The organism is Providencia sp. SP181, assembly GCF_050446505.1.
GTDB classification, from domain to species: Bacteria; Pseudomonadota; Gammaproteobacteria; order Enterobacterales; family Enterobacteriaceae; genus Providencia; species Providencia vermicola.
Genome location: NZ_JBBPXM010000002.1, coordinates 18,634 through 41,767, shown reverse-complemented (window position 1 = coordinate 41,767; position 23,134 = coordinate 18,634). Strand labels below are relative to the sequence as shown.

Genomic DNA, 23,134 nt, shown 5'->3' with positions numbered 1-23,134 from the left:
TTAAATGAGACAGGCATCACATTAATATGAAAACAGAGTGGGTGTATTTTGCAGAAAGAAGAAGAGGATCACGTTTTAAATAGCAGAAAAGAGACAGATGACCTTTTCTGCATAGAAATTAAATTCAAAATTTAATTTAGGTCTAATAACCTATCAGTGACTTAGTCACCTCACCTAAGTGAAATAACTAAGCCAAATAGAATATAGTTCACTATTTAGTATTCAGCAAACGAATCAACTCATCCTCATCAATAACTGGAATACCTAACTCATTCGCTTTTGCTAATTTCGAACCCGCAGCTTCACCCGCAATCACCATATCGGTTTTCTTCGAAACACTACCTGCGACTTTTGCCCCCAGAGCCACCAGCTTATTTTTCGCCTCATCACGGGTTAAAATACTCATCGAACCTGTTAAAACCACAGTTTTACCTGCAAATGGGCTATCGATTTCTGCACTATTAATCACTTTGACTTCTGGCCAATGAATATTCGCTTTCGTGATTAAATCGTTAATAACTGCCTGGTTATGCGCTTCGTGGAAAAAATTCACCACATGTTTCGCAACCACATGGCCGATATCTTGCACCGTTTTTAAAGACTCTTCATCCGCAGCCATGACCGCATCTAGCGTTGCATAATGTGCCGCTAAATTAGCCGCGGTCGCCTCCCCAACTTCACGGATCCCTAATGCATAAATAAAGCGCGCTAACGTAGTTTGTTTAGACTTTTCGAGCGCATCAATCAGCTTTTGCGCAGATTTTGGCCCCATTCTATCTAACCCCGTCAATTTACCTGCGCTTAATTGATAAAGATCGGCTGGCGTTTTCACATATTCTTTTTCGACAAGTTGATCGATAATTTTATCGCCCATGCCATCAACATCCATTGCACGGCGAGACACAAAGTGTTTGAGTGCTTCTTTACGCTGCGCCCCACAAATTAAGCCACCAGTACAACGGGCAACGGCTTCACCTTCAATACGTTCAATGTCTGAACCACAAACAGGGCACTGGGTTGGAAAGACAATTTCACGACTATCCGCAGGACGTTTATCCGCCACCACACTGACAATCTGCGGGATGACATCCCCAGCACGACGAATAATCACTGTATCGCCAATATGCACGCCAAGACGCTCGATTTCATCTGCATTATGCAATGTCGCATTACTGACCATAACCCCCGCCACTTGGACAGGCTCAAGACGTGCTACGGGGGTAATCGCCCCTGTTCGCCCAACTTGGAACTCAACGTCTTTCAATAGAGTAATTTGCTCTTGTGCTGGGAATTTGAAGGCTGTAGCCCAGCGCGGTGCGCGGGAAACGAAACCTAATTCCTCTTGAATCGCAATTGAATTCACCTTGATCACCACCCCATCGATATCAAACCCTAATTCTGGACGAATTTGTTCGATTTGGTGATAAAAATCCAGTACAGCTTGGTGGCCTTGGCGCAGTTGTACATAGTCACTGACAGGGAGTCCCCACGCTTTAAACAGCTGTAAACGTTCATAATGTGTATCTGGCAATGTACCGCCTTCAACTAGCCCAACGCCATAACAATAGAATGTCAGTGGCCTTTTAGCGGTAATACGCGGGTCAAGCTGTCGCAAAGAGCCCGCAGCAGCGTTACGTGGGTTAGCAAAAACTTTACCGTCGGTTCTACGCGCTTCTTCATTTAGTGCTTCAAACCCTTTTTGTGGCATAAACACTTCGCCACGAATTTCCACACGAGCAGGAATATTATCCCCCATTAAACGCAGTGGAATTGCACGAATAGTACGTACATTTGCGGTAATATTTTCCCCCACCGTTCCATCACCACGAGTAGCAGCTTGCACAAATTCACCATTCTCATACAACAAACTAACCGCCAAACCATCAAGCTTCAATTCACAGCAAAATGTGAGTTCATTATGGTTTTTTAAGCGATCTCTAACCCGTTTATCAAAAGCCAAGTAACTTTCTTCATCAAAAACGTTATCCAAAGACAGCATCGGAATTTCATGGCGCACCGTTTCAAATGCTGACAAAGGTGCAGCACCGACACGCTGAGTGGGGGAATCGCTGGTGATAAGCTCTGGGTTCATTTCTTCCAGTGCCTTCAAGCGTTGCATTAATTTGTCATATTCCGCATCAGGAATTTCTGGGGCGTCCAATACATGGTATTGATATTCGTGATGACGCAGCTGTTTTTTTAATTGGTCGATTTCGTTTTTGGTAGTCATGATCCACTCGTAAAGATAAAAAACCCCCAATCAAGGGGGCTTTGTAAAACGCTTGTTTAATTTAGTGTGTTTCTGATCCGCGCATGATACACCTCTATTTTTTGCGGTGTCAGCATCTTACGCTCATCATCTAGCACCACCCCGCCTGCATCGGATGCAATGCGCTGCGCCGCTTGTAACATCAGTTTAAAGTTTTGGCTCGCATCACCGTAGGATGGCACCATCATAAACATGGAAATACCTGGTGTAGAGAAATCAGCCATGGTTTCAGGGTCAAAAGAACCTGGTTTTACCATATTCGCTAAACTAAACAGCACAGGCCCAGTACCTGACGGGTTCACGTGACGGTGGAATATTTTCATTTCACCGAATTGGAAACCCGCTTGAAGAATACTTTGTAGCAAGAGCTCACCTTGTAATTCTTGCCCCTGATGCGCCGCTACATGAAGTACCAGGACTGTCTCCTTGCTATTTGTTGTAGCAGAATTTTTCTGTGGCTCAGTTTTCGTCTCAGTGTGCGGCGGCGTCTGTTCATGATGTATCGGTTGTGTCTCTTCTTGTAGATTGTGGGTGTCAATATGGGGCTCCGATGCATTATGGTGCACGGGTTGAGTATGTATTTCAGGCTCAGCCACAATATCATCATTCATGTTGATGGTGAGCTGCTCTGGCACATGCGGCTCTTGAATACGCTGAACAACAGGCTCATCATGAACAGGCTGCTCTGACGTAGCACTCATTTTAATTTCAGGTTCAACCGACGGTAATGGCTGTATATTAGGTTCAACTTGAGACTCATTTTTTACCGGATATACAGGCTCAGTCGCAGCGGGTTGAACAGGTACCTGCTGAGTTGATTGATTTTCAGTAAATAATGCAGAATCATCATAATTCGATGAATTCTCCTGCGTATCATTTTTTCTACGTTTTACAGGTCTATCGCGAAATAACTTTGAGCGCTCTTTACGGCTGGTCCATAAACCATGCAGTAATAAAGCGACAATCGCTATCGCACCTACGACCACTAATATTAGACGCAAATCCTGCATCGCTGCTATCTCTAGTTGATGAATGAAAGTGCCATCACGGCGGAAACTACCTTAAGATTATTTCTCAATTGCTCTAAGTGCAACCCTCAGAACGATTTTCTTACAAGAAAGAGAATATTCCGCTTTCGTTTGCTGCTTTTTTAAGCAAATAATGGCTAGTCAGCCTAAATTCATATCTATATGATACAAGGTCAACCGAAAAGGAGAGAACAAGAAGTATGACCCAATCGACATTTTCGCCACAAAAAGACCACTCTGGTTTTTATTATTTTACACAAGGGTGGCGACTCGTTACACGTCCTGGCATTAAACGTTTTGTGATTTTGCCCCTATTAGCAAACATTCTTTTCTTAGGAGGCGCATTTTGGTGGTTATACAGTAAGCTTGGTGGCTGGATTGACCAAGTGATGAGCTATGTTCCTGATTGGTTACAATGGCTTAATTATCTTATTTGGCCTGTTGCTTTGATTTCTATTTTATTGGTATTCACCTATTTTTTTAGCACCATTGCCAATATCATTGCAGCACCATTTAATGGTTGGTTATCCGAAAAACTCGAGGCAGAACTTACGGGGAAACCCGCGCCAGACACTGGTATGGCTGAGTTATTAAAAGATGTTCCGCGGATGATCAAACGTGAGTTTGTGCGTATTGGTTACTATTTACCACGGGCAATTGGCTTATTAATTTTATTTTTAATACCTGGTATTGGCCAAACTGTTGCCCCCATCTTATGGTTCCTATTTGGTGCATGGATGATGTCAATCCAGTACTGCGACTACCCTTTTGATAACCACCGTGTTGGTTTTAGTGAAATGAAGCAAGCTCTTGCTAAAGATCGCATAAAAAACATTCAATTCGGAGGTGTGGTCAGCTTGCTGATGATGGTGCCGTTTATCAACTTAGTCATCATGCCTGTTGCCGTTTGTGGTGCAACATTAATGTGGGTTGACCGCTATCGTAGCCGCTACGCACGTTATTAATCTCTCTTTGCGCAGGTTTAATCGCCTGCGCAGTTACCTATTTTCTTACGCTATTCTGCCTTGTTACCCATTCTTTAGAACTATTGGATCTAAAATAGCCTTTTGTTATAAGCTTAGACCTAAATCATATTTGCATTAATCTGTTCTTCACGTATGTTGAATCCATACCCTATTTTATAGTGAACGCCAAATACTGTTTACTGGCTAACCGATTTTAAAAGGATACCCCATGAGCAAAATTTATGAAGATAATTCGTTGACCATTGGCCACACCCCACTTGTTCGTTTAAAACATTTTGGTAATGGCAATATTTTGGCAAAAGTGGAATCTCGTAACCCAAGTTTCAGCGTTAAGTGCCGTATCGGGGCAAACATGATTTGGGATGCAGAGAAAAAAGGTATCCTGAATAAAGACAAAGAGCTAGTAGAGCCAACCAGTGGTAATACGGGGATTGCTCTCGCTTATGTTGCAGCAGCGAGAGGTTACAAATTAACCTTAACGATGCCTGAAACAATGAGTATAGAGCGCCGTAAGCTATTAAAAGCATTAGGCGCTAACCTCGTGCTAACCGAGGGCGCTAAAGGGATGAAAGGGGCGATTGCTAAAGCAGAAGAAATCGTCAATAGCAATCCCAAAAAATATCTTCTGTTACAACAATTTAATAACCCTGCCAACCCTGAGATCCATGAAAAAACCACGGGTCCAGAAATTTGGGAAGACACGGATGGCAATGTCGATGTCATCATCGCAGGCGTTGGTACAGGCGGAACTATCACAGGTATTGCACGCTATCTGAAAAAGACCAAGGGTAAAGATGTGACCATCGTTGCCGTTGAACCTGAAACTTCTCCAGTGATTACTCAAGCATTAGCAGGTGAAGAAATCAAACCAGGTCCACACAAAATTCAAGGTATCGGCGCAGGTTTTATCCCTGGTAACTTAGACCTCACACTACTAGATAAAGTGATTCAAATCAGCGATGATGAAGCAATTAAAACTGCACGTGAGTTAATGGAAAAAGAAGGTATTCTCGCAGGGATTTCTTCAGGTGCAGCGATTGCAGCAGCAACAAAAATTGCCGCAGACCCTGCTTACGCAAACAAGAATATTGTCGTGATTTTACCGTCTTCTGGTGAGCGTTATCTCTCTACTGTCTTGTTCGCGGATATCTCTGCCGAGTAGCATACTTTCGTTACACAATCGTTAAAAAAGCACCTCAAAGGTGCTTTTTTTGTGGCACGGATCAAAGTTTAGCACGGATAGGGATGATTTCTAATCTGGGGTTTAGTATTAAACATAGTAATTATTTCGCACCTCAAAATTAATCAAATTTTAGTCAAATGAACGTGCCTATTTAGATGTTTTTCGACTAACCTAATCATCGTTATTTTGAGGATGAAAAGTAAAAAGGATTGATACCGCACAAAGTAGGAAACCTTTTTACAAGTTAATAATCTAACTTATACGCAAACCTAGTCTATTTCATCTACAATTGGCTGGGTAATTAAAAAAACTAAAGTTATTGAGGAAATACTATGTTCCAGCAAGAAGTCACTATTACAGCACCAAACGGTTTACATACTCGTCCTGCCGCGCAATTTGTGAAAGAAGCAAAAGCATTCACTTCTGATATTTCTTTGATTTCTGGCGGTAAATCTGCGAGTGCAAAAAGCCTGTTCAAATTACAAACCTTAGGTTTAACGCAAGGTACTGTTGTGACCATCTCCGCAGAAGGCGAAGATGAAAAAGAAGCGGTTGAATATTTAGTTAAACTGATGGGCGAACTGGAATAATTTCGCACGCAAGAGAACGCGTTTCATCGATCTCATTCGCTGTCCCTGAATGATTTCATTCGGGGATATTTGCATAATCAATAAAACGCGCCGCAGTCTCTACAACATCAGAACTCCCAGCACTAACAGCAGTAAGGTAATATTATGATTTCAGGAATTTTAGTATCCCCAGGTTTTGCTTTTGGTCAGGCTTTGATCCTCAAAGAAGACCCTATCGTTGTTAGCACAAAAAAAATCGCAGACGATCAGGTCGAAAAAGAAATTCAACGCTTCATTGAGGGGCGTAATAAATCCGCCGAACAACTTAGTCTCATTAAAGAAAAAGCCGAAAAAAATCTAGGAGCCGAAAAAGCTGAGATTTTTGAAGGTCATATCATGCTGCTGGAAGATGAAGAACTTGAGCAAGAAATTGTCTCTTTAATCAAAGGCGATAAAAAAACAGCGGATGCCGCAGCCTATTCTGTGATTGAAGACCAAGCTCAAGCGCTTGAATCTCTTGATGACGAATACCTTAAAGAGCGCGCGGCTGACGTACGTGACATCGGCAAACGCTTATTAAAGAATATCTTAAATATTCCTATTGTTGATTTAAGCGCTATCAACCAAGAAGTTATTTTAGTTGCCGCTGACTTAACCCCGTCAGAAACCGCGCAATTAAACTTAGATAAAGTCTTAGGCTTTATTACCGATTTAGGTGGCCGTACCTCCCATACCTCCATTATGGCTCGCTCATTGGAGTTACCTGCAATTGTAGGGACTAGCGATGCCACCAGCAAAATTAAAAATGGTGATTTTATTGTCTTAGATGGCGTGAATAATACCATTCACCTGAACCCATCTGATGCAGAAATTGATAAACTCAAAGCATTCCGTGATGACTATCTGCAAGAAAAAGAAGAACTGGCTAAATTAAAAGATTTACCTGCTGTGACTCTCGATGGTCATCAAGTTGAAGTTTGTGCCAATATCGGAACTGTGCGTGATGTCGCAGGTGCTGAACGTAATGGCGCTGAAGGAGTCGGTCTCTATCGTACCGAGTTTTTATTTATGGATAGAGATGCCTTCCCTACCGAAGAAGAGCAATTCCAAGCTTACAAAGCGGTTGCCGAAGCAATGGGCAGCCAAGCCGTTATCGTCCGTACAATGGATATCGGTGGCGATAAAGACCTGCCTTATATGAATTTACCGAAAGAAGAGAACCCATTCCTCGGTTGGCGTGCTATTCGTATTTGTCTTGATCGCAAAGAAATCTTACACTCACAATTAAGGGCTATTTTAAGAGCGTCAAATTTTGGTAAACTGCGTATTATGTTCCCAATGGTTATTTCCGTTGAAGAAGTTCGTGAACTAAAAGCAGAGCTAGAAATGCTAAAAGCTCAGTTACGTGAAGAAGGTAAAGCCTTTGACGAAACAATCGAAGTCGGTGTGATGGTAGAAACTCCAGCTGCCGCTGTGATTGCGCGCCATTTGGCGAAAGAAGTTGATTTCTTTAGTATTGGGACGAACGATCTCACTCAATACACTTTAGCGGTTGACCGTGGTAATGAACTGATTTCTCACCTTTATAACCCAATGTCACCTGCTGTTCTAAACCTTATCAAACAAGTGATCGATGCATCACATGCGGAAGGGAAATGGACAGGCATGTGTGGCGAGTTAGCGGGTGATGAACGTGCAACCTTATTGCTACTAGGCATGGGGCTGGATGAATTTAGTATGAGCGCAATCTCAATTCCGCGTATCAAAAAATTAATTCGCAATGCGAACTTTGCTGATACTCAGGCCTTGGCTGAACAAGCACTTGCTCAACCAACCGCAGATGAATTGATGAAACTTGTAGATACCTTTATCCAAGAAAAAACGTTATGCTAAGAACAGCACATTAGTTCGGTCCCATATAAAACGATTAGGAGAAGGTCCATGGGTCTGTTTGACAAACTGAAATCACTAGTTTCGGAAGACAAAAGTAGCAGTGGCAGTATTGAAATTATCGCCCCATTATCAGGCGAAATCGTCAATATTGAAGATGTTCCAGACGTTGTGTTTGCAGAGAAAATTGTCGGTGACGGTATCGCCATCAAACCTGCTGGCAATAAAATTGTTGCTCCAGTAGACGGTACAATCGGTAAAATATTTGAAACTAACCATGCGTTTTCTATTGAGTCAGACGATGGTATTGAACTGTTTGTTCACTTCGGTATTGATACCGTTGAGCTCAAAGGTGAAGGTTTCAAACGTATCGCTGAAGAAGGCCAAGCTGTCAAAAAAGGCGATTTAGTCATTGAATTTGATTTAGCTTTGTTAGAAGAAAAAGCAAAATCCGTTCTGACCCCCGTTGTGATTTCGAACATGGACGAAATCAAAGAGTTAAATAAACTAACAGGGTCAGTGACAGTGGGTGAAACTGTCATTATGCGTATCAAGAAATAATTACTACGCATAATAACTGAAAAACCATCAGGTTGATAACCTGATGGTTTAATTCATTCTATTGTTTCCTTGTGATAGCCTGACTGCCACCTAAAAACAACGTGTTAAGAATCAAAAACCCCCGTTGATAAATAACGGTCGCCTCTGTCGCAAATAATGGCAACGATCACCGCTCCTGGGTTTTCTTTCGCCACGCGTAAAGCCCCCGATACCGCACCGCCTGAGCTCACTCCACAGAAAATACCTTCAAACCTTGCTAGCGCTCTCATCGTCTCTTCTGCATCTTGCTGATTAACATCCAGTACGCTATCCACTAATTCGCCATCAAAAATCCCAGGAAGATAACCAGGTGACCAGCGGCGAATACCTGGTATTTGGCTTTTTTCGGCAGGCTGTAAGCCGACAATATGTACGTCTTTTGATTGTGATTTCAAATAGCGGCTTACACCTGTAATCGTACCCGTTGTCCCCATACTTGACACAAAGTGAGTAATTTTACCGTGCGTTTGTTGCCAAATTTCAGGGCCTGTTGTTTTAAAATGAGCAAGTGGGTTATCTGGGTTATTAAATTGGTCTAATACCTTCCCATCCCCGTTTTTTTCCATCTCTTTCGCAAGATCTCGCGCCCCTTCCATTCCAATGGTGGTGCTGACCAAAATTAACTCCGCGCCGTAAGCTTGCATCGATGCTTGGCGCTCTTTACTCATATTTTCAGGCATTAACAGCTTTAATTTATATCCCTTTACCGCAGCAATCATTGCCAATGCAATACCTGTATTGCCACTTGTGGCTTCAATTAATGTATCACCTGGCTTAATTTCACCACGTTTTTCAGCTTCGCTGATCATGGAAAAAGCCGCTCTGTCTTTTACGGAGCCAGCAGGGTTGTTGCCTTCGAGTTTTACCCAAATTTCAGTATCAATCCCTTGCGTCAAACGCTGAAGTTTTACTAATGGGGTGTGGCCAATAAATTGTTCCAGAGTTGACACTTTCGCATCCTTATAATTTTTATTTATCACTTAGAATTAATAGAAATAAGATATTACCCCAATAAGCCTATGAGTGAACATGAATTCTCTTCATATTATTATTAGAAAAATAGATTATCTTTATTACCCATAATGATATAGCTAATTGATATATTATATTACAATAAGTTTATAGAATTGTCAGCTATATCTCTTATTTTAATGATAAATAAAATACTTATATATCAATCAATTAAAATTAAAATACGACAGGTGAAACCCATTGCCAATAATCAAAGAATGGGCTAGTGGAGGGCGATATACATGGCAAAAATAATAGAAAATAACACCAATAATGTTTAACTTATTGGCGTTATAAATAATGGAAAGCTATATTCACGCGCTTTGTGCTAATTGTGGAAAAACTAATTCAGTATCACCTTGATATATTTTCGCTTCTTGGCTGCCAAGAAAATAGTGTTCACCACGCTTAGGAATTGTCGAATTGGATTGCCAAATCACAGATAATGGGCCATTCCCCCACCCTATCGGTTGTACCGTCAATTGCCAAAAGTGCCCTCTTGGACCTGATTCGGTCACCCTAACTGGCAAACGATGCTGTACATCCACTTCAGGTCTCAATGAAACATCCCATGGGCGTAAAAAGACATCCACCTCACCTTGATGGGCGCTAGTATGATTTAACGAAAATTCGTAACCATCAATCGCTAAGACCGAGCCTTTTATCTGTGCAGAAATCTGATTAACTTCCCCCATAAACTCCAGTACAAAGCGGGTTTCTGGGCGCTGCCAAATATCATTTGGTGTGCCGACCTGCTCAATGTGCCCTTGACTCATGACCACAATTCTATCCGCAACTTCCATAGCTTCTTCTTGGTCATGCGTTACAAACACACTGGTAAATTTAAGCTCATCATGTAATTGACGTAACCAGCGGCGCAGTTCAATACGCACCTGTGCATCTAACGCACCAAAAGGCTCGTCTAATAGTAAAATTTGCGGGTCAACCGCTAATGCACGCGCTAACGCAACACGCTGTTTTTGCCCACCAGAAAGTTGCGCAGGATAACGCGAAGATAGATGGGCTAATTGCACCATCTCCAGTAATTGCATCACCTTTTGCTTAATCGCTTGGGATGAGGGTCTTTGCTTGCGTGGCAACACCGTTAAACCAAATGCCACATTATCGAATACGGTCATATGGCGAAATAACGCGTAGTGTTGAAAAACAAAACCAACATGCCTGTCTTTCGCATGAATTTGACTCACATCTTGCCCGTGAAAACGTAGTACGCCCCCACTTTGCTGCTCAAGCCCAGCAATAATTCGCAGTAAGGTGGTTTTTCCTGAACCTGAAGGGCCTAATAAGGCCACCATTTCACCCGATGCAATATCCAGTGAAATATCGTTGAGTACTTGGGTTTTCCCAAAGAACTTGCCGATTTTTTCAATTTCAATACTCATGTTTAATGGACTCCTGATTCAGACTGCTGACGACTTAAATGCCACTGCAATGCGCTTTTAAGAATTAGCGTAATAATGGCCATGAGCGCAAGAATAGCCGCAGCAGTAAATGCACCGACCGTGTTATAGTCCTGATGCAATAATTCAACTTGTAACGGTAACGTATAAGTTTCACCGCGAATAGCACCTGAAACGACGGATACCGCACCAAACTCACCAATCGCCCTCGCGTTGGTTAACACAACACCGTATAACAGCGCCCAGCGAATATTTGGTAATGTGACGCGCCAAAACATTTTCCAGCCTGATGCACCAAGCAATACCGCAGCTTCATCTTCTTGGCTGCCTTGGCTTAGCATCAATGGAACCAACTCTCTCACCACAAATGGACAAGTCACAAATATGGTGACTAATGCCATACCTGGCCATGAAAACATCACTTGAATATCAAAACCTTCAAGCCATCCACCAAGCCAACTGTTTGAACCATAAAACAGTAGATATAATAGCCCCGCTACCACAGGTGAAACCGCAAAAGGGATATCCACTAGTGTGAGTAATAATTGCCGCCCTGGGAATTGAAAGCGTGTCACTAACCACGCCATCATCGTGCCAAAAATCAAATTAACAGGAACCGTGATCAACGCAATTAATACAGTTAATCCAATCGCATGAAGCATATCTGGGTTAGATAAATTAAGTAGAACTTCACCAACCCCTTTTTGAAACGCCGTAATAAAAATCCAAATAATGGGGATCACCAGCAATAAGATGGCAAAGAAAACACCTGCAGCGATGAGAAACCATTTACCCCAATTAACGGGTGACCGTTGGGCGGTTTGTAGCGGAGTGATTTGCGCCATTATTTCCCCCCCAGTCGCTTACCAAAACGACTTTGTACTAAATTAACGCTGAATAACAAGAGTAGTGAAACCGCTAAAATAACCGATGCAACCGCACTTGCCGCAGGGTAATCAAATTGCTGTAATTGGCTGAAAATCATTAAAGAAACCACTTCTGTTTGCCAAGCAATATTTCCTGCGATAAAGATAATTGCACCAAATTCACCTAGGCTACGTGTGAATGACAAAACGGTTCCTGCAAGCAATGCAGGGGAAAGCTCTGGCATGATCACACGACGGAAAGTTTGCCAGCGACTGGCTCCCAGTGTTTGTGCCGCCTCTTCATATTCTGGCCCCAGTTCTTCCAATACAGGCTGAACGGTACGCACAACAAAAGGGATACTGGTAAATGCCATAGCAACAGCAATCCCCAGCCAAGTATTCACGACTTTGATATCAAACTGGTGGAGATATTGGCCATACCAACCTGATGTCGCAAACAAGGTCGCCAATGTTAACCCTGCTACTGCGGTTGGCAATGCAAAGGGTAAGTCGACTAAACCGTCTAATAATGTTCTGCCTGGAAAGCGATAGCGCGTTAAAATCCATGCCAATAACAGGCCAAATACCGCATTAAATAAGCTTGCCACTAAAGCAGACAATAATGTCACTTTATAAGCTGCAACCACTTGTGGATAGCTAATCACCGACCAATATTGTTGCCATGTCATCTCCGACAGTTGGATCACTAACGCACTCATGGGTAGCAGCAAAATCAAACAGGTATAAAATAAGCTGCTACCCAACGTCAGGCCAAAGCCTGGCAAAAATCGCTTCCCAGATTGATTCATTAACGGCGCCCTTGTGCCATTAGTTCGTCAAACTCTCCTCCCGTTGAGAAATGTATATCCATGACTTTTGGCCAGCTCTCAAATTGGGATTCAACGGTAAATAATTTTGTTTCTGGGAATTTGCTTTTGTTCGCTTCCATCACCGCTTTGTCATTCACACGATAATTAAAGTTAGTAATAATTTCCTGCGCTTGCGGGCTGTATAAATAATTCAAATAGGCTTTAGCGACATCTTCCGTACCATTTTTTTGCACATTTTTATCCACCCAAGCCACTGGGAACTCCGCCAGAATATCCACTGGTGGCACAATAACTTCATAATCGGATTCACCGTATTGTGAACGGATATTGTTAACTTCGGATTCAAAACTTATCAGCACATCCCCAAGACCACGCTCAATAAATGAGGTTGTCGCGCCACGACCACCTGTATCAAACACTTCCACATTTTTGAGGAACTGTTTCATCTGTTCGCGTGTTTTTGCTGTATCCCCTTTATTTTCTTGGTTAAATGCTCCCCAAGCGGCAAGGTAGGTATAACGGCCATTTCCAGATGTTTTAGGATTTGGAAAAATTAATTTCACATCACTGCGGACAAGGTCATCCCACGTTTTAATCCCTTTCGGATTATCTTTACGCACTAAAAAAGCCATTGTGGAATAGTAGGGTGAGCTGTTATTCGGTAAGCGAGACTGCCAATCTACAGGGATCAAATTCCCTTTATCATGCAAAATTTGTACATCAGTCACTTGGTTATAGGTCACCACATCTGCTCTTAACCCCTGCAAAATCGCCAGGGCTTGTTTTGATGAGCCAGCATGTGACTGCTTGATAGTTAATTTGTCATCGGGGTGAGCCTCATTCCATTGTTTTTCAAACGTTGGATTCAACGCTACAAACAATTCACGAGCAATATCATATGAACTGTTAAGGAGTTCAGCAGCGAATAGGTGCGGACTTCCTAACAAAGACACGGTCGCTAAGCTGGCTAAAGCTGTTTTCTTAAAAAAAGTTGTTTTCATGTCATTCCCATTCGTCACTAAACCAAAATATCTGTATGACTCCACTGTAGCGGTTTTGGTTATAACTGGATAGCTATCAATCAATTTTTTATATATCAAATTGGAATAACAAAGAAATAGAGGAAATAAGCACTAAAATATTATTAGCTATCAAAGAGTTAAACACATGAAACCTGTTCAATGATGGAAGTAAAACTAAAGAAAAGGAAATCGCCGCATCCGTGCGGCAAGGAGTCATCTATAATGCAAGCAATGTTTCAATTGAAGGTGCGTAGTAATAGCTACCAGAAACCGCTTTAGTCATACGTAGAAGATCATCGTATTTACCGTCTTTTTCACCGAACATACTTAACAGTTGCTGTTCAATATTGTGTAATTTTGCACAATAGGCGATGAAAAATAGCCCGTGCTTACCGCTTGCTGTACCATATGGCAAGCTATGGCGCATCACTTCAAGCTCTTCACCGTCTTCTTCAATCACTACACGAGAAACGTGGGAAGTGATGTTTCGTGCATCTTCATCCAGTTCGACGCTATCTTTCTTCGTGCGGCCAATCATTTTTTCTTGTTCATGTTCAGAAAAACGATCCCACTTTCTTAAATCGTGCTCATAGCGTTGAACTAAAACGTAGCTTCCGCCTTTATCATTTCCTTCATCAATAAGAGTGACTTCAGCGATCTCTTCACCTTGTGGATTTTCAGTACCATCAATAAAGCCGCTTAAATCACGATCGTCAACCCAACGGAAACCATGAATTTCTTCAACTACGTTGATGGACTTACCAAATGCTTTCAATGCCGCTTGCGCTAAAGAAAAGTTGATATCATGACGCAGGGATTGAATATGAATGAACATATCTCGTTGAGTTGCAGGTGCTAAACCTTTACCTAAAGGCCGAAATGGCTTTAATTCAGGTGCACTATCTGCACGCCCCATTTGCTTCCACGCATCAGAGCCGAATGCAATCACTGCACCAAGGCGATCATCTGGGTATTGTGCTTGTAATTTTGTTAAAGCATCGATAAAGTTTTTGCAACCCGCTTTCACTTCATCCAGCGAACCTTCTTGCATCAATGCTTCAATAAAAATACCGAAACGACTATGTTCTTTCAAAATACCACTTTGAGAATGAGACATACGGTAAACCTCGTAATATGAATATGTTATCTAACCTATCTGTTATCTAGGACGATATCGCTATCCTACCTTATCGTCATGTTCTTCACCTTGTTTTAACGCAAGGCTTTATAGGTTTCGTTCTCTATTATAAGAAAGATAATTTAACAAAGGGGAAATTTCTTTAAGAAACTTAGTAGAAAAAATACCTGAGAGATAAAAAAATACCGTAAATGATTTAGCCACTTACGGCATTTTTAGAAAAAAGATTATTTATGCCAAAGGATTTGAGAGATTTCCCACTCTTTTAGGTCGTTATCTGATGGCATTAAATCCTCAGGCCCCTGCCATTTACCTGTAAAACGATACACCACTTGGCTAGATTGTGGCGAATTACATTCCACGGTAGGGACGTTGTCTATGCGCTCACCTACCCCACAGACACCAAAGGCTTTTTCATAAATATCGCTAAATGGTGTACCAATTTTTGGCCCCCATTCCGTCACCACATTCGGATCACTCACCACAATCCGTGAAACATAACCATGCTCAGGGCCAATAATTTCAACTTTGACTTTATCGTCATCAATACCTTGAAAAACCGTGACGACCTCGCCATTTTCCATTTGCATCCCATTACGGATGGAATAACGGTCATTCAGTTGTTGTTTAATAGTATCAGCCTGCATGGGTGTAAAATTAGTCACTTGTCCAAGACCAGAACTGGACACCATTAGTGGGCTACTAAACCATGTTGATGGCGAAAAAACTTTGAACCCGGCACAGCCAGATAACATTAATACCGTACCTAAAAGGGAAACTTTTAATACTGGGGCAAGCCATGTCTGGCTATTTAGATTTGCATGTTGGGACATATCATCCTCTTTAATTCGTCGCATAATGCATATTGTGACAATCTATTTGCCGAAACATTCAAACCAATGAACCAACAAATAGCAATTAACTTAGAAATCCGTTTCGTGGGTTAATTTTTTCGAGTAAATCAGGCGTTCAGGTTGTTCTTCTTCATACTGCATTTTTTCAAACATATAGATAGCAGCATCAAATTCTTCACTCACTAATAATTCTATTCTACCGCATCCACGGGCAATCAATTTCTTTTCGAGACGACTCACTAACGCATTTGCAATGCCACGACCACGGTAATCAGGGTGTACGGCAAGATAAACGGCGGTGCCACGAATACCATCATAACCGCCCATAATAGTGCCGACCACTTCCCCAGTTACTTCAGCAACTAAAAACAAGTCTGCACCACATTGTAATTTACGTTCGATGTCGAGTTCAGGATCGCCTGAAAATTCATTAAGAGAACAGCGCTCCCATAATGTCAGCACCTCTTCATAATCACCTTGGCGGAAGATCCGTATTTCCATAACATTTGCCCGTTTAAACTAATCTTCCTGCCATTATCACTGGTTTTACAACACAATCAATATTCAATATGCCTTTTTTAGCTTAAAGGAGTATACTTTAAGCATTATTTTTTCCCTTTGGTTTTATTAAAAAACAATGAATTACCCTGATATTGATCGTGTAAAAACCTATTTGCAAAACTTACAAGAGACTATTTGCAAAAAAATCACTGAGCTAGATGGTAAGGAAACCTTTCTAGAACAAACATGGGAGCGCGCTGAAGGCGGTGGTGGTCGTAGCCGTGTTTTAACAAATGGCGCCCTTTTCGAACAAGCTGGTGTAAACTTTTCGCACATAAAAGGCGAGCAACTTCCAACCTCAGCATCAGCACACCGTCCTGAACTTGCTGGTCGTAGCTACCAAGCCATGGGAGTTTCGCTTGTTATTCACCCATTAAACCCGTATATACCAACCACTCACGCCAATGTGCGCTTTTTTATGGCGGAAAAAGAGGGAGAAGCCCCTGTTTGGTGGTTTGGTGGCGGGTTTGATTTAACGCCATATTATGGTTTTACTGAGGATGTTGTTCATTGGCATACTGTTGCACGCGACTTATGTCTCCCCTTTGGTGAAGATGTTTACCCAAAATACAAGCATTGGTGCGATGAATATTTCTTTTTAAAACATAGAAATGAGCCTAGAGGTATTGGCGGTTTATTCTATGACGATCTCAATCAGGGTGGTTTCGAGCACTGTTTCAACTTTACCCAAGCTGTTGGCGATGGTTTTTTACACGCTTATGTGCCAATTGTTGAAAAACGAAGAAACTATTCATGGGCTGAACAAGAGAGGCAGTTTCAGTTATATCGTCGTGGCCGCTATGTAGAATTTAACCTTGTTTGGGATAGAGGTACATTATTTGGTTTACAAAGTGGTGGTCGAACTGAATCAATTTTAATGTCAATGCCTCCACTTGTTCGCTGGGAGTATGACTATCATCCTGAACCAAATAGTCCTGAAGAAAAGCTCTATACTGACTTTTTAATTTCAGGTAAAGAGTGGTTATCACCATAATTAATAATATTCACTTATAGAGAAAGGTAGAAAAATTATATTTTACCTTTCTAACAAAATGCAGCAGTCATTAACTTAGTTCCTTAGATATCATATAGTTACAATTAAAACATAACCGATTATGATTCCATCTCACCCAATTGAAATGGAGTTATATCATGAGTCATATCCTTGCCCGTTCATTATTATCCCCATGTTTAGTTTCTAATCTCATCACTGAAAATGATTCGGCTGAGCTGAAATCAACACTGATACATATCAATGATATGATGACCCGTGTCTATACCGATGAAGAAGTCCAACGCCAACGTAACTTGCTATCCCATTGTAAAACGAGTGCTGATAGTCACTATAAGCGTGTTATTCGCGATGCCCAACAACTTGTTGCACACAGCAGCCACACACACTCTGATCTCCCAATTTGCCAACTAGATGAACTGTCAGATGATGAGCACATGCTCTATGACGACTATAAAGTTGTAATGAGCGAAGGGGATGCCAAAGCGCCATCAAAACCTGCAGGGCATGTTTTTGATTCCATCGGGACTATTCGTACATTTTTTAAGGAGAAATTAAATATTGGTCAAATGTTTGGCTGTGCTGCTAATATCAATGCGATTATTCATTTTGGAACAAACTACTCCAATGCATTCTGGGATTCTCAAGCTATTTTCTTTGGGGATGGAGATGGAAAAACTTTTGGCCCATTCTACAATGACATTGACATAATCGCACACGAACTGGCTCATGGTTACATTAGCTCAGAAGCTAACTTTAACTATATTTTTCAATCTGGTGCACTTAATGAATCTGTCGCTGACGTTATTGGTATCATGGTCAAACAATACGTCAACAATGAAAGTGCCACCACATCCAACTGGCTACTCGGGGAAAACCTTTTCATTAATAAAGTGAAAGCACCTGCCCTTCGTTCTATGTCTAAACCTGGCACTGCCTATTATTTTTCAAAATACAATAAAGACCCACAAGTTGCTCATATGCAAGATTACAAGGACTTACCTTATACCGTTGATAACGGAGGAGTACATATCAATTCAGGTATTCCAAATCGTGCATTCTATTTATTAGCCACTGAGTTAGGTGGGAATACTTGGGATGTTGCAGGGAAAATATGGATCGCAACCGTTTCTGATCCTGTGATTACGGCAAAGTCTAACTTCAAACAGTTTGCAACAGCCACAGTGAATAATGCACGTAAGCTATTTGGCGAAAAAGTTGCCTTACAAACACAAAAGAGCTGGGAAGATGTTGGTCTGATACTCGATAATAATGAATCGCTCACAGCACAGTAACGCATTAAAATACAGTTAGTTACCCATTAGTTTTACGTTATTTACATAAAAAGGCCGATGTTTAAGCGAATTCAATGCCCAATATTCAGCCTTATATTGCAGTCTATTTTTAACTAAGCCCACACGTTAACGTTTTTTCTTTTTACGACCTGGTTGTGTAAATTTTTTACGTGTAGGGTTTTCTGGTTTTGCCTTGGGTTTACTCCCTACGTTTTGCTTCGCCCCATTATTGCTCTTACTACTTGCTTGTGCTTTTTGTATTTTTTTTGGCTTAATATCTGATTCTGATTTCTCCATCATATCAAATAGTTCGATAAGCTCATCATCGGTTAAATCCCGCCATTCACCTACAGGTATTCCTGCTAGTCCCACATTCATAATACGAATACGTTCAAGCTTAGTCACTTCAAAACCAAAGTGCTCGCACATACGGCGAATTTGACGGTTAAGCCCTTGCACAAGGGTAATACGAAAAACAAATGGTGCTTCTTTTTTGACCTTACACTTTTTGGTCATTGTCCCTAAGATAGGAACACCTGCCCCCATGCCACGGATAAATTCATCGGTAACAGGTTTGTTGACCGTCACAAGGTACTCTTTCTCATGGGAGTTACCCGCACGCAAAATTTTATTAACCAGGTCCCCATGGTTGGTCAAAAAAATCAGCCCTTGAGAATCTTTATCTAATCGCCCAATCGGGAAAATACGCGTACTGTGATTCACATAATCAACAATATTATCTTTCTCACCACTTTCTGTGGTACTGACGATCCCCACGGGTTTATTGAGGGCAATAAGAATTAAGTCATCTTCATTACGCGGCTCAATCAATTGACCATTCACCTTGACCACATCACCTGCAAAAACTTGGTCACCAATACCTGCGCGTTTCCCATTAATAAATACATTACCTTGCTCAATATAACGGTCGGCTTCGCGCCTTGAGCAAATACCACTTTCGCTAATATATTTGTTTAGACGCGTAGAAGAACGAGTATCCATAAATTCCCTCAATCATTTATGCCCCGCCGACGCCATGATTATGCGTTATTGGCCACACGGGTTTGCGCTTTAATCGCTAAATTTGTCAAAAAGTAATATAACAAAAAGCCGTAACAGGTTGATGTGTTACGGCTTTAACGTCCATTAAGGCTAAAATGCCTTAATGACAGACTAACGTTTTTTCAAATGCTGCATCAAACGCTTACGCTTACGTAATTGTGTTGCTGTCAGCTTATTTTTCTTATCCGCATAAGGGTTTTCACCCTCTTTAAACAGAATACGGATTGGTGTTCCCATTACTTGTAATGAACGGCGGAAATAGTTCATCAAATAACGTTTATAGCTGTCTGGTAAATCAGATACTTGGTTCCCGTGGATCACTACAATTGGTGGGTTATGCCCCCCTGCGTGAGCATACTTCATTTTCACGCGACGGCCACGGATCAACGGCGGTTGATGCTCATCTTCTGCCATTTTCATGATACGGGTCAGTAGCGCGGTACCAACACGACGAGTTGCGGATTCATACGCTTCTTGAACAGATTCAAATAAATTACCCACACCACTGCCATGTAGCGCAGAAATAAAGTGAATACGCGCAAAATCAACAAAACCCAGACGCAGTTCAAGCATATCCTTTACATGTTCACGATCTTCAGGCTTCATGCCATCCCATTTGTTGACCGCAATCACCAATGAACGCCCCGCATTCAAGATAAAGCCCAGTAAAGACAAATCTTGGTCAGAAATACCTTCACGTGCATCAATGACTAATAAAACGACGTTAGCATCTTCAATGGCCTGCAAGGTTTTGATGACAGAGAATTTTTCAACCGTTTCCGTCACTTTTCCGCGCTTACGTACACCAGCCGTATCAATGAGAATATATTCGCGCTCATCGCGTTCCATTGGGATATAGATACTATCACGCGTAGTGCCAGGCATGTCGAATACAACCACTCGTTCTTCACCTAAAATACGGTTTGTTAACGTTGATTTACCGACATTTGGGCGACCAACAATTGCTAATTTAATTGGTAACGTTGTTGGGTCAAAATCATCTTCTTCGTCTTCTGCGAGCTCACCTTCGGCTTCTAACGCCGCCCAATAAGCCGCATTTTCCTCTTCTTCCGTTAACTCAACGTCTTCTTCATCTTCACCAATAAACGGTTTCAATGATTGTTCGATTAATTGAGTGACACCACGTCCATGGGATGCCGCAATGGGATGGATTTCACCTAAGCCAAGAGAATAAAAATCACCAATTGCCGTGGTAACATCAATACCATCCGTTTTATTGGCAACTAAATAGGTTTTTTTCTTACGGCTACGTAAGTGTTTAGCGATGCCTTCATCCGCAGGCATTAAGCCTGAGCGAGCATCTACCATAAAGAGTACGATGTCTGCTTCTTCAATGGCTTGCAAGGACTGCGCCGCCATGTGTGTTTCCACACCTTCTTCAGTCCCATCGATACCCCCCGTGTCGATAATAATGAATTCATGCCCTTCAACTTCAGCACGCCCATATTTACGGTCACGAGTCAGACCAGGAAAGTCCGCTACTAATGCGTCACGGGTACGGGTTAAACGGTTAAATAACGTGGATTTTCCTACGTTTGGACGCCCTACCAGCGCTACGACGGGTATCATTCTTAGATGCCTCACAACTTTAATTAACTAAGGAATTCTGAGGCTTAAACTCAGAAAACAAAAAAACGAAACGGCTCCTGTTATCAGGAACCGTTTATTTTATCGGTAAAATGGCGGTTTGTCAGGAAATTAACGCGTTAACAGATAAACTGTTCCGTTTTTCGCCTGAACCATCAGCTTATCACTCGCCACAACAGGTCGAGCATGAATACCAGAGCTATTCAATTTGTTTTGTGCAACAAAGCCGCCAGTGTTCATATCTAACCAGTGTAAATAACCTTCTTTATCACCAACAACGAGGTAGCCATTATACATTTCTGGTGCAGATAACCCACGGTTTAGCAGCTCTTCTTGCGTCCACAGAGTCACGCCATCACTTTTACGCACAGATAATACACGGTCATTTTGGTCTACCAGATATAAGTTTTCACCCGATAAAACCATGTTATTCACAGAACCTAATTCGCGTTTCCACAGAATTTGGCCAGAGCGCATATCTAACGCAGCTAATGTGCCGTTATAGGCAATTGCATACACTTTACCATCATCAATGATTGGCGACATGTCCACATCATTCAAACGACCGATTTCAGTTGAGCTGGTCACTTGTGAAATACGTTGCTGCCAAATCAGCTGGCCTTGAGATAATAACACAGCACTGACACGACCGTTATCACCACCCACAATTGCGGCGCCAAAGGCCACTGCTGGCGCTGATTCACCACGTAAAGACAGTGATGGCGTATCCATGTTCACGGTCCATTTAATTTCACCGCTGTTTACATCTAGCGCCTGCAACTGGCCATTACTGGTGTGAATCATCACTAAGTCGTTACTAACGGTTGGCTTAGATAGCGCTTCACCAGCAACTTCTACATCCCAAACAACTTGGCCATCTTCTTTGTTCAACGCAATCACAGTGCCACGTTCGGTACCAATAAAGATTTTGTCACCATCGATAGTTAAACCACCAGACAGCAGCGCAGACAAATTAGCAGAAAGGAAGCCTGTACGCTTTGAGAGATCAACAGACCAAATTTCTTTGCCACTGTCGAGCTCAAGTGCTTTTACTAAACCTTTACGATCAGCCGCGTAGACGGCTGAACCATCCCAAGCTGGCGCTAATTCAGAGTAAAATTGTTCAACACCATTACCAACAGATTTATCCCAAACAATTGATGGAGTGAATTGATTCTCAACCTGTGGAAGTGGCGCCATAATGATAGAATCAGTTTCGCTGGAACAACCGGCAAGTAAAGCTGAAGCGACTAGGCCTATCAAAAGAGTTTTGCGCAACTGCATGTTTGTCGTTTCCTTTCTTCTTATGAATTAGATACGTTGTTCAATTTCAGAGTCAAAATACCTCTAAGAGATTGAGAACCTTCACTTTCTAACCCCTGTGCGTAAGCAGCTTTCGCGCCTGCTTTATCGCCCTTATGGAGTAGAGCATCACCACGGACATCCTGTGCCGTTGCTTGCCATGACTTACCTTTAATGTTCGCGACAGAAGCAATTGCCGCATCAGCATTACCTTGTGCAAGCTGTACACGCGCTAAGCGCAAGTTGATAAGATCTTGCATTTCAACCGTTTTCGCTTTAGTCAGTGCATTGCTTAATGCCGTTTGAGCGTTCGCTAAATCACCTTTATCGACAGCGATTTGTGCGAGTTCCAGCCCCATCATGGCACTGTAAACATCATCCGTTTCAGCTGCAAATTTTTGTGCAGCAATCACACCTTGCTCTGAACCTGAGCGTAATTGGGTGTTGATGGTTTCATATTTCTGCGCGCTTTCTTGCAGGACATTGACTTTATGAGACTGCCAATAGTTCCAACCGAAGACCCCACCCACACCAATGACGAGACCAATGACTAATGGCGCGCCATAATTCGCGAAAAAGCGTTTAATCGCGTCAACTTGATCATTTTCGTTTGTATAGACTTCCACT

Annotated in this window: 21 protein-coding genes; 7 read left to right on the top strand and 14 right to left on the bottom strand. The window is 42.0% G+C overall.

Features of this window, described 5'->3' with window-relative positions:
* Positions 1-211: 211 nt before the first annotated feature.
* Entirely contained in the window at positions 212-2,230 is a 2,019-nt protein-coding gene (gene ligA, locus AABS66_RS03505) for an NAD-dependent DNA ligase LigA (protein ID WP_430224576.1), read from the bottom strand.
* A gap of 56 nt (positions 2,231-2,286) precedes the next feature.
* Positions 2,287-3,279 carry a cell division protein ZipA gene (gene zipA, locus AABS66_RS03500; protein WP_206082431.1) on the bottom strand — a complete coding sequence of 331 codons (993 nt, stop codon included), beginning with the start codon at positions 3,277-3,279 and terminating at the stop codon, positions 2,287-2,289.
* 218 nt (positions 3,280-3,497) lie between these two features.
* Between zipA and cysZ the strand changes: the two genes are divergently transcribed.
* The 5 genes from cysZ (at position 3,498) to crr (ending at position 8,486) form a co-directional block, all read left to right on the top strand.
* Complete coding sequence (gene cysZ / locus AABS66_RS03495) at positions 3,498-4,262, top strand: sulfate transporter CysZ (RefSeq protein ID WP_206082432.1); 765 nt, start codon at positions 3,498-3,500, stop codon at positions 4,260-4,262.
* 229 nt (positions 4,263-4,491) lie between these two features.
* Entirely contained in the window at positions 4,492-5,445 is a 954-nt protein-coding gene (gene cysK / locus AABS66_RS03490) for a cysteine synthase A (protein WP_430224575.1), read from the top strand.
* A 353-nt stretch (positions 5,446-5,798) separates the two neighbouring features.
* Complete coding sequence (gene ptsH / locus AABS66_RS03485) at positions 5,799-6,056, top strand: phosphocarrier protein Hpr (protein WP_047756382.1); 258 nt, start codon at positions 5,799-5,801, stop codon at positions 6,054-6,056.
* Between the two features lie 144 nt (positions 6,057-6,200).
* A complete protein-coding gene (ptsI, locus tag AABS66_RS03480) occupies positions 6,201-7,928 on the top strand; it encodes a phosphoenolpyruvate-protein phosphotransferase PtsI (RefSeq protein ID WP_206082434.1) in 1,728 nt (575 codons plus the stop codon).
* 48 nt (positions 7,929-7,976) lie between these two features.
* On the top strand, positions 7,977-8,486 hold the full coding sequence (crr, locus tag AABS66_RS03475) for a PTS glucose transporter subunit IIA (RefSeq protein WP_206082435.1): 510 nt from the start codon (positions 7,977-7,979) through the stop codon (positions 8,484-8,486).
* Positions 8,487-8,590: 104 nt separating this feature from the next.
* On the opposite strand, the gene cysM is transcribed toward crr, so the two are convergent.
* The 8 genes from cysM to AABS66_RS03435 all read right to left on the bottom strand — a co-directional run bounded on the left by cysM (position 8,591) and on the right by AABS66_RS03435 (position 16,168).
* Positions 8,591-9,475: a cysteine synthase CysM gene (gene cysM, locus AABS66_RS03470; RefSeq protein WP_272573564.1), complete on the bottom strand. Its 885-nt coding sequence runs from the start codon at positions 9,473-9,475 to the stop codon at positions 8,591-8,593.
* 375 nt (positions 9,476-9,850) lie between these two features.
* The gene (cysA, locus tag AABS66_RS03465; protein WP_272539201.1) at positions 9,851-10,939 is read right to left on the bottom strand and encodes a sulfate/thiosulfate ABC transporter ATP-binding protein CysA; all 1,089 of its coding nucleotides are present in this window, start codon (positions 10,937-10,939) and stop codon (positions 9,851-9,853) included.
* A gap of 2 nt (positions 10,940-10,941) precedes the next feature.
* A complete protein-coding gene (cysW, locus tag AABS66_RS03460) occupies positions 10,942-11,802 on the bottom strand; it encodes a sulfate/thiosulfate ABC transporter permease CysW (RefSeq protein ID WP_206082438.1) in 861 nt (286 codons plus the stop codon).
* Positions 11,802-12,632 carry a sulfate/thiosulfate ABC transporter permease CysT gene (gene cysT / locus AABS66_RS03455; RefSeq protein ID WP_206082439.1) on the bottom strand — a complete coding sequence of 277 codons (831 nt, stop codon included), beginning with the start codon at positions 12,630-12,632 and terminating at the stop codon, positions 11,802-11,804. The genes cysW and cysT overlap by 1 nt, the downstream gene beginning before the upstream one ends.
* Positions 12,632-13,654, bottom strand: coding sequence for a sulfate ABC transporter substrate-binding protein (locus AABS66_RS03450; protein WP_206082440.1), 1,023 nt, complete (start codon positions 13,652-13,654; stop codon positions 12,632-12,634). The genes cysT and AABS66_RS03450 overlap by 1 nt, the downstream gene beginning before the upstream one ends.
* A gap of 238 nt (positions 13,655-13,892) precedes the next feature.
* Positions 13,893-14,792, bottom strand: coding sequence for a Dyp-type peroxidase (locus AABS66_RS03445; protein ID WP_206082441.1), 900 nt, complete (start codon positions 14,790-14,792; stop codon positions 13,893-13,895).
* Positions 14,793-15,040: 248 nt separating this feature from the next.
* The gene (locus AABS66_RS03440) at positions 15,041-15,646 is read right to left on the bottom strand and encodes an RpoE-regulated lipoprotein (RefSeq protein ID WP_272539200.1); all 606 of its coding nucleotides are present in this window, start codon (positions 15,644-15,646) and stop codon (positions 15,041-15,043) included.
* Positions 15,647-15,736: 90 nt separating this feature from the next.
* Complete coding sequence (locus tag AABS66_RS03435; RefSeq protein WP_206082443.1) at positions 15,737-16,168, bottom strand: GNAT family acetyltransferase; 432 nt, start codon at positions 16,166-16,168, stop codon at positions 15,737-15,739.
* Between the two features lie 136 nt (positions 16,169-16,304).
* Here AABS66_RS03435 and hemF point away from each other — a divergent pair, with 136 nt between their 5' ends.
* Complete coding sequence (hemF, locus tag AABS66_RS03430) at positions 16,305-17,222, top strand: oxygen-dependent coproporphyrinogen oxidase (RefSeq protein ID WP_206082444.1); 918 nt, start codon at positions 16,305-16,307, stop codon at positions 17,220-17,222.
* A 158-nt stretch (positions 17,223-17,380) separates the two neighbouring features.
* Positions 17,381-18,535, top strand: a complete 1,155-nt coding sequence (locus tag AABS66_RS03425; protein WP_206082445.1) for a M4 family metallopeptidase — start codon at positions 17,381-17,383, stop codon at positions 18,533-18,535.
* A gap of 126 nt (positions 18,536-18,661) precedes the next feature.
* Here AABS66_RS03425 and rluF read toward each other — a convergent pair whose 3' ends face one another.
* From rluF to AABS66_RS03405, 4 genes are all read right to left on the bottom strand, one after another.
* Positions 18,662-19,537 (bottom strand): 23S rRNA pseudouridine(2604) synthase RluF, encoded by an 876-nt coding sequence (gene rluF, locus AABS66_RS03420; RefSeq protein WP_206082446.1) that lies wholly within the window; start codon positions 19,535-19,537, stop codon positions 18,662-18,664.
* A 171-nt stretch (positions 19,538-19,708) separates the two neighbouring features.
* Positions 19,709-21,187, bottom strand: a complete 1,479-nt coding sequence (der, locus tag AABS66_RS03415; RefSeq protein WP_047756428.1) for a ribosome biogenesis GTPase Der — start codon at positions 21,185-21,187, stop codon at positions 19,709-19,711.
* A gap of 129 nt (positions 21,188-21,316) precedes the next feature.
* Positions 21,317-22,489, bottom strand: a complete 1,173-nt coding sequence (gene bamB, locus AABS66_RS03410; RefSeq protein ID WP_206082447.1) for an outer membrane protein assembly factor BamB — start codon at positions 22,487-22,489, stop codon at positions 21,317-21,319.
* A 20-nt stretch (positions 22,490-22,509) separates the two neighbouring features.
* Positions 22,510-23,133 carry a YfgM family protein gene (locus tag AABS66_RS03405; RefSeq protein ID WP_206082448.1) on the bottom strand — a complete coding sequence of 208 codons (624 nt, stop codon included), beginning with the start codon at positions 23,131-23,133 and terminating at the stop codon, positions 22,510-22,512.
* Position 23,134: the final 1 nt, after the last annotated feature.

Bases quoted from the DNA above. Each gene is read 5' to 3' on its own strand.
- AABS66_RS03445 (WP_206082441.1), bottom strand. From the start codon at position 14,792: ATGTCTCATTCTCAAAGTGGTATTTTGAAAGAACATAGTCGTTTCGGT.
- cysZ (WP_206082432.1), top strand. From the start codon at position 3,498: ATGACCCAATCGACATTTTCGCCACAAAAAGACCACTCTGGTTTTTAT.
- ptsH (WP_047756382.1), top strand. From the start codon at position 5,799: ATGTTCCAGCAAGAAGTCACTATTACAGCACCAAACGGTTTACATACT.
- hemF (WP_206082444.1), top strand. From the start codon at position 16,305: ATGAATTACCCTGATATTGATCGTGTAAAAACCTATTTGCAAAACTTA.
- AABS66_RS03450 (WP_206082440.1), bottom strand. From the start codon at position 13,654: ATGAAAACAACTTTTTTTAAGAAAACAGCTTTAGCCAGCTTAGCGACC.
- zipA (WP_206082431.1), bottom strand. From the start codon at position 3,279: ATGCAGGATTTGCGTCTAATATTAGTGGTCGTAGGTGCGATAGCGATT.
- rluF (WP_206082446.1), bottom strand. From the start codon at position 19,537: ATGGATACTCGTTCTTCTACGCGTCTAAACAAATATATTAGCGAAAGT.
- cysA (WP_272539201.1), bottom strand. From the start codon at position 10,939: ATGAGTATTGAAATTGAAAAAATCGGCAAGTTCTTTGGGAAAACCCAA.
- ptsI (WP_206082434.1), top strand. From the start codon at position 6,201: ATGATTTCAGGAATTTTAGTATCCCCAGGTTTTGCTTTTGGTCAGGCT.
- ligA (WP_430224576.1), bottom strand. From the start codon at position 2,230: ATGACTACCAAAAACGAAATCGACCAATTAAAAAAACAGCTGCGTCAT.
- AABS66_RS03440 (WP_272539200.1), bottom strand. From the start codon at position 15,646: ATGTCCCAACATGCAAATCTAAATAGCCAGACATGGCTTGCCCCAGTA.
- crr (WP_206082435.1), top strand. From the start codon at position 7,977: ATGGGTCTGTTTGACAAACTGAAATCACTAGTTTCGGAAGACAAAAGT.
- der (WP_047756428.1), bottom strand. From the start codon at position 21,187: ATGATACCCGTCGTAGCGCTGGTAGGGCGTCCAAACGTAGGAAAATCC.
- AABS66_RS03425 (WP_206082445.1), top strand. From the start codon at position 17,381: ATGAGTCATATCCTTGCCCGTTCATTATTATCCCCATGTTTAGTTTCT.
- cysK (WP_430224575.1), top strand. From the start codon at position 4,492: ATGAGCAAAATTTATGAAGATAATTCGTTGACCATTGGCCACACCCCA.
- AABS66_RS03435 (WP_206082443.1), bottom strand. From the start codon at position 16,168: ATGGAAATACGGATCTTCCGCCAAGGTGATTATGAAGAGGTGCTGACA.
- cysT (WP_206082439.1), bottom strand. From the start codon at position 12,632: ATGAATCAATCTGGGAAGCGATTTTTGCCAGGCTTTGGCCTGACGTTG.
- bamB (WP_206082447.1), bottom strand. From the start codon at position 22,489: ATGCAGTTGCGCAAAACTCTTTTGATAGGCCTAGTCGCTTCAGCTTTA.
- cysW (WP_206082438.1), bottom strand. From the start codon at position 11,802: ATGGCGCAAATCACTCCGCTACAAACCGCCCAACGGTCACCCGTTAAT.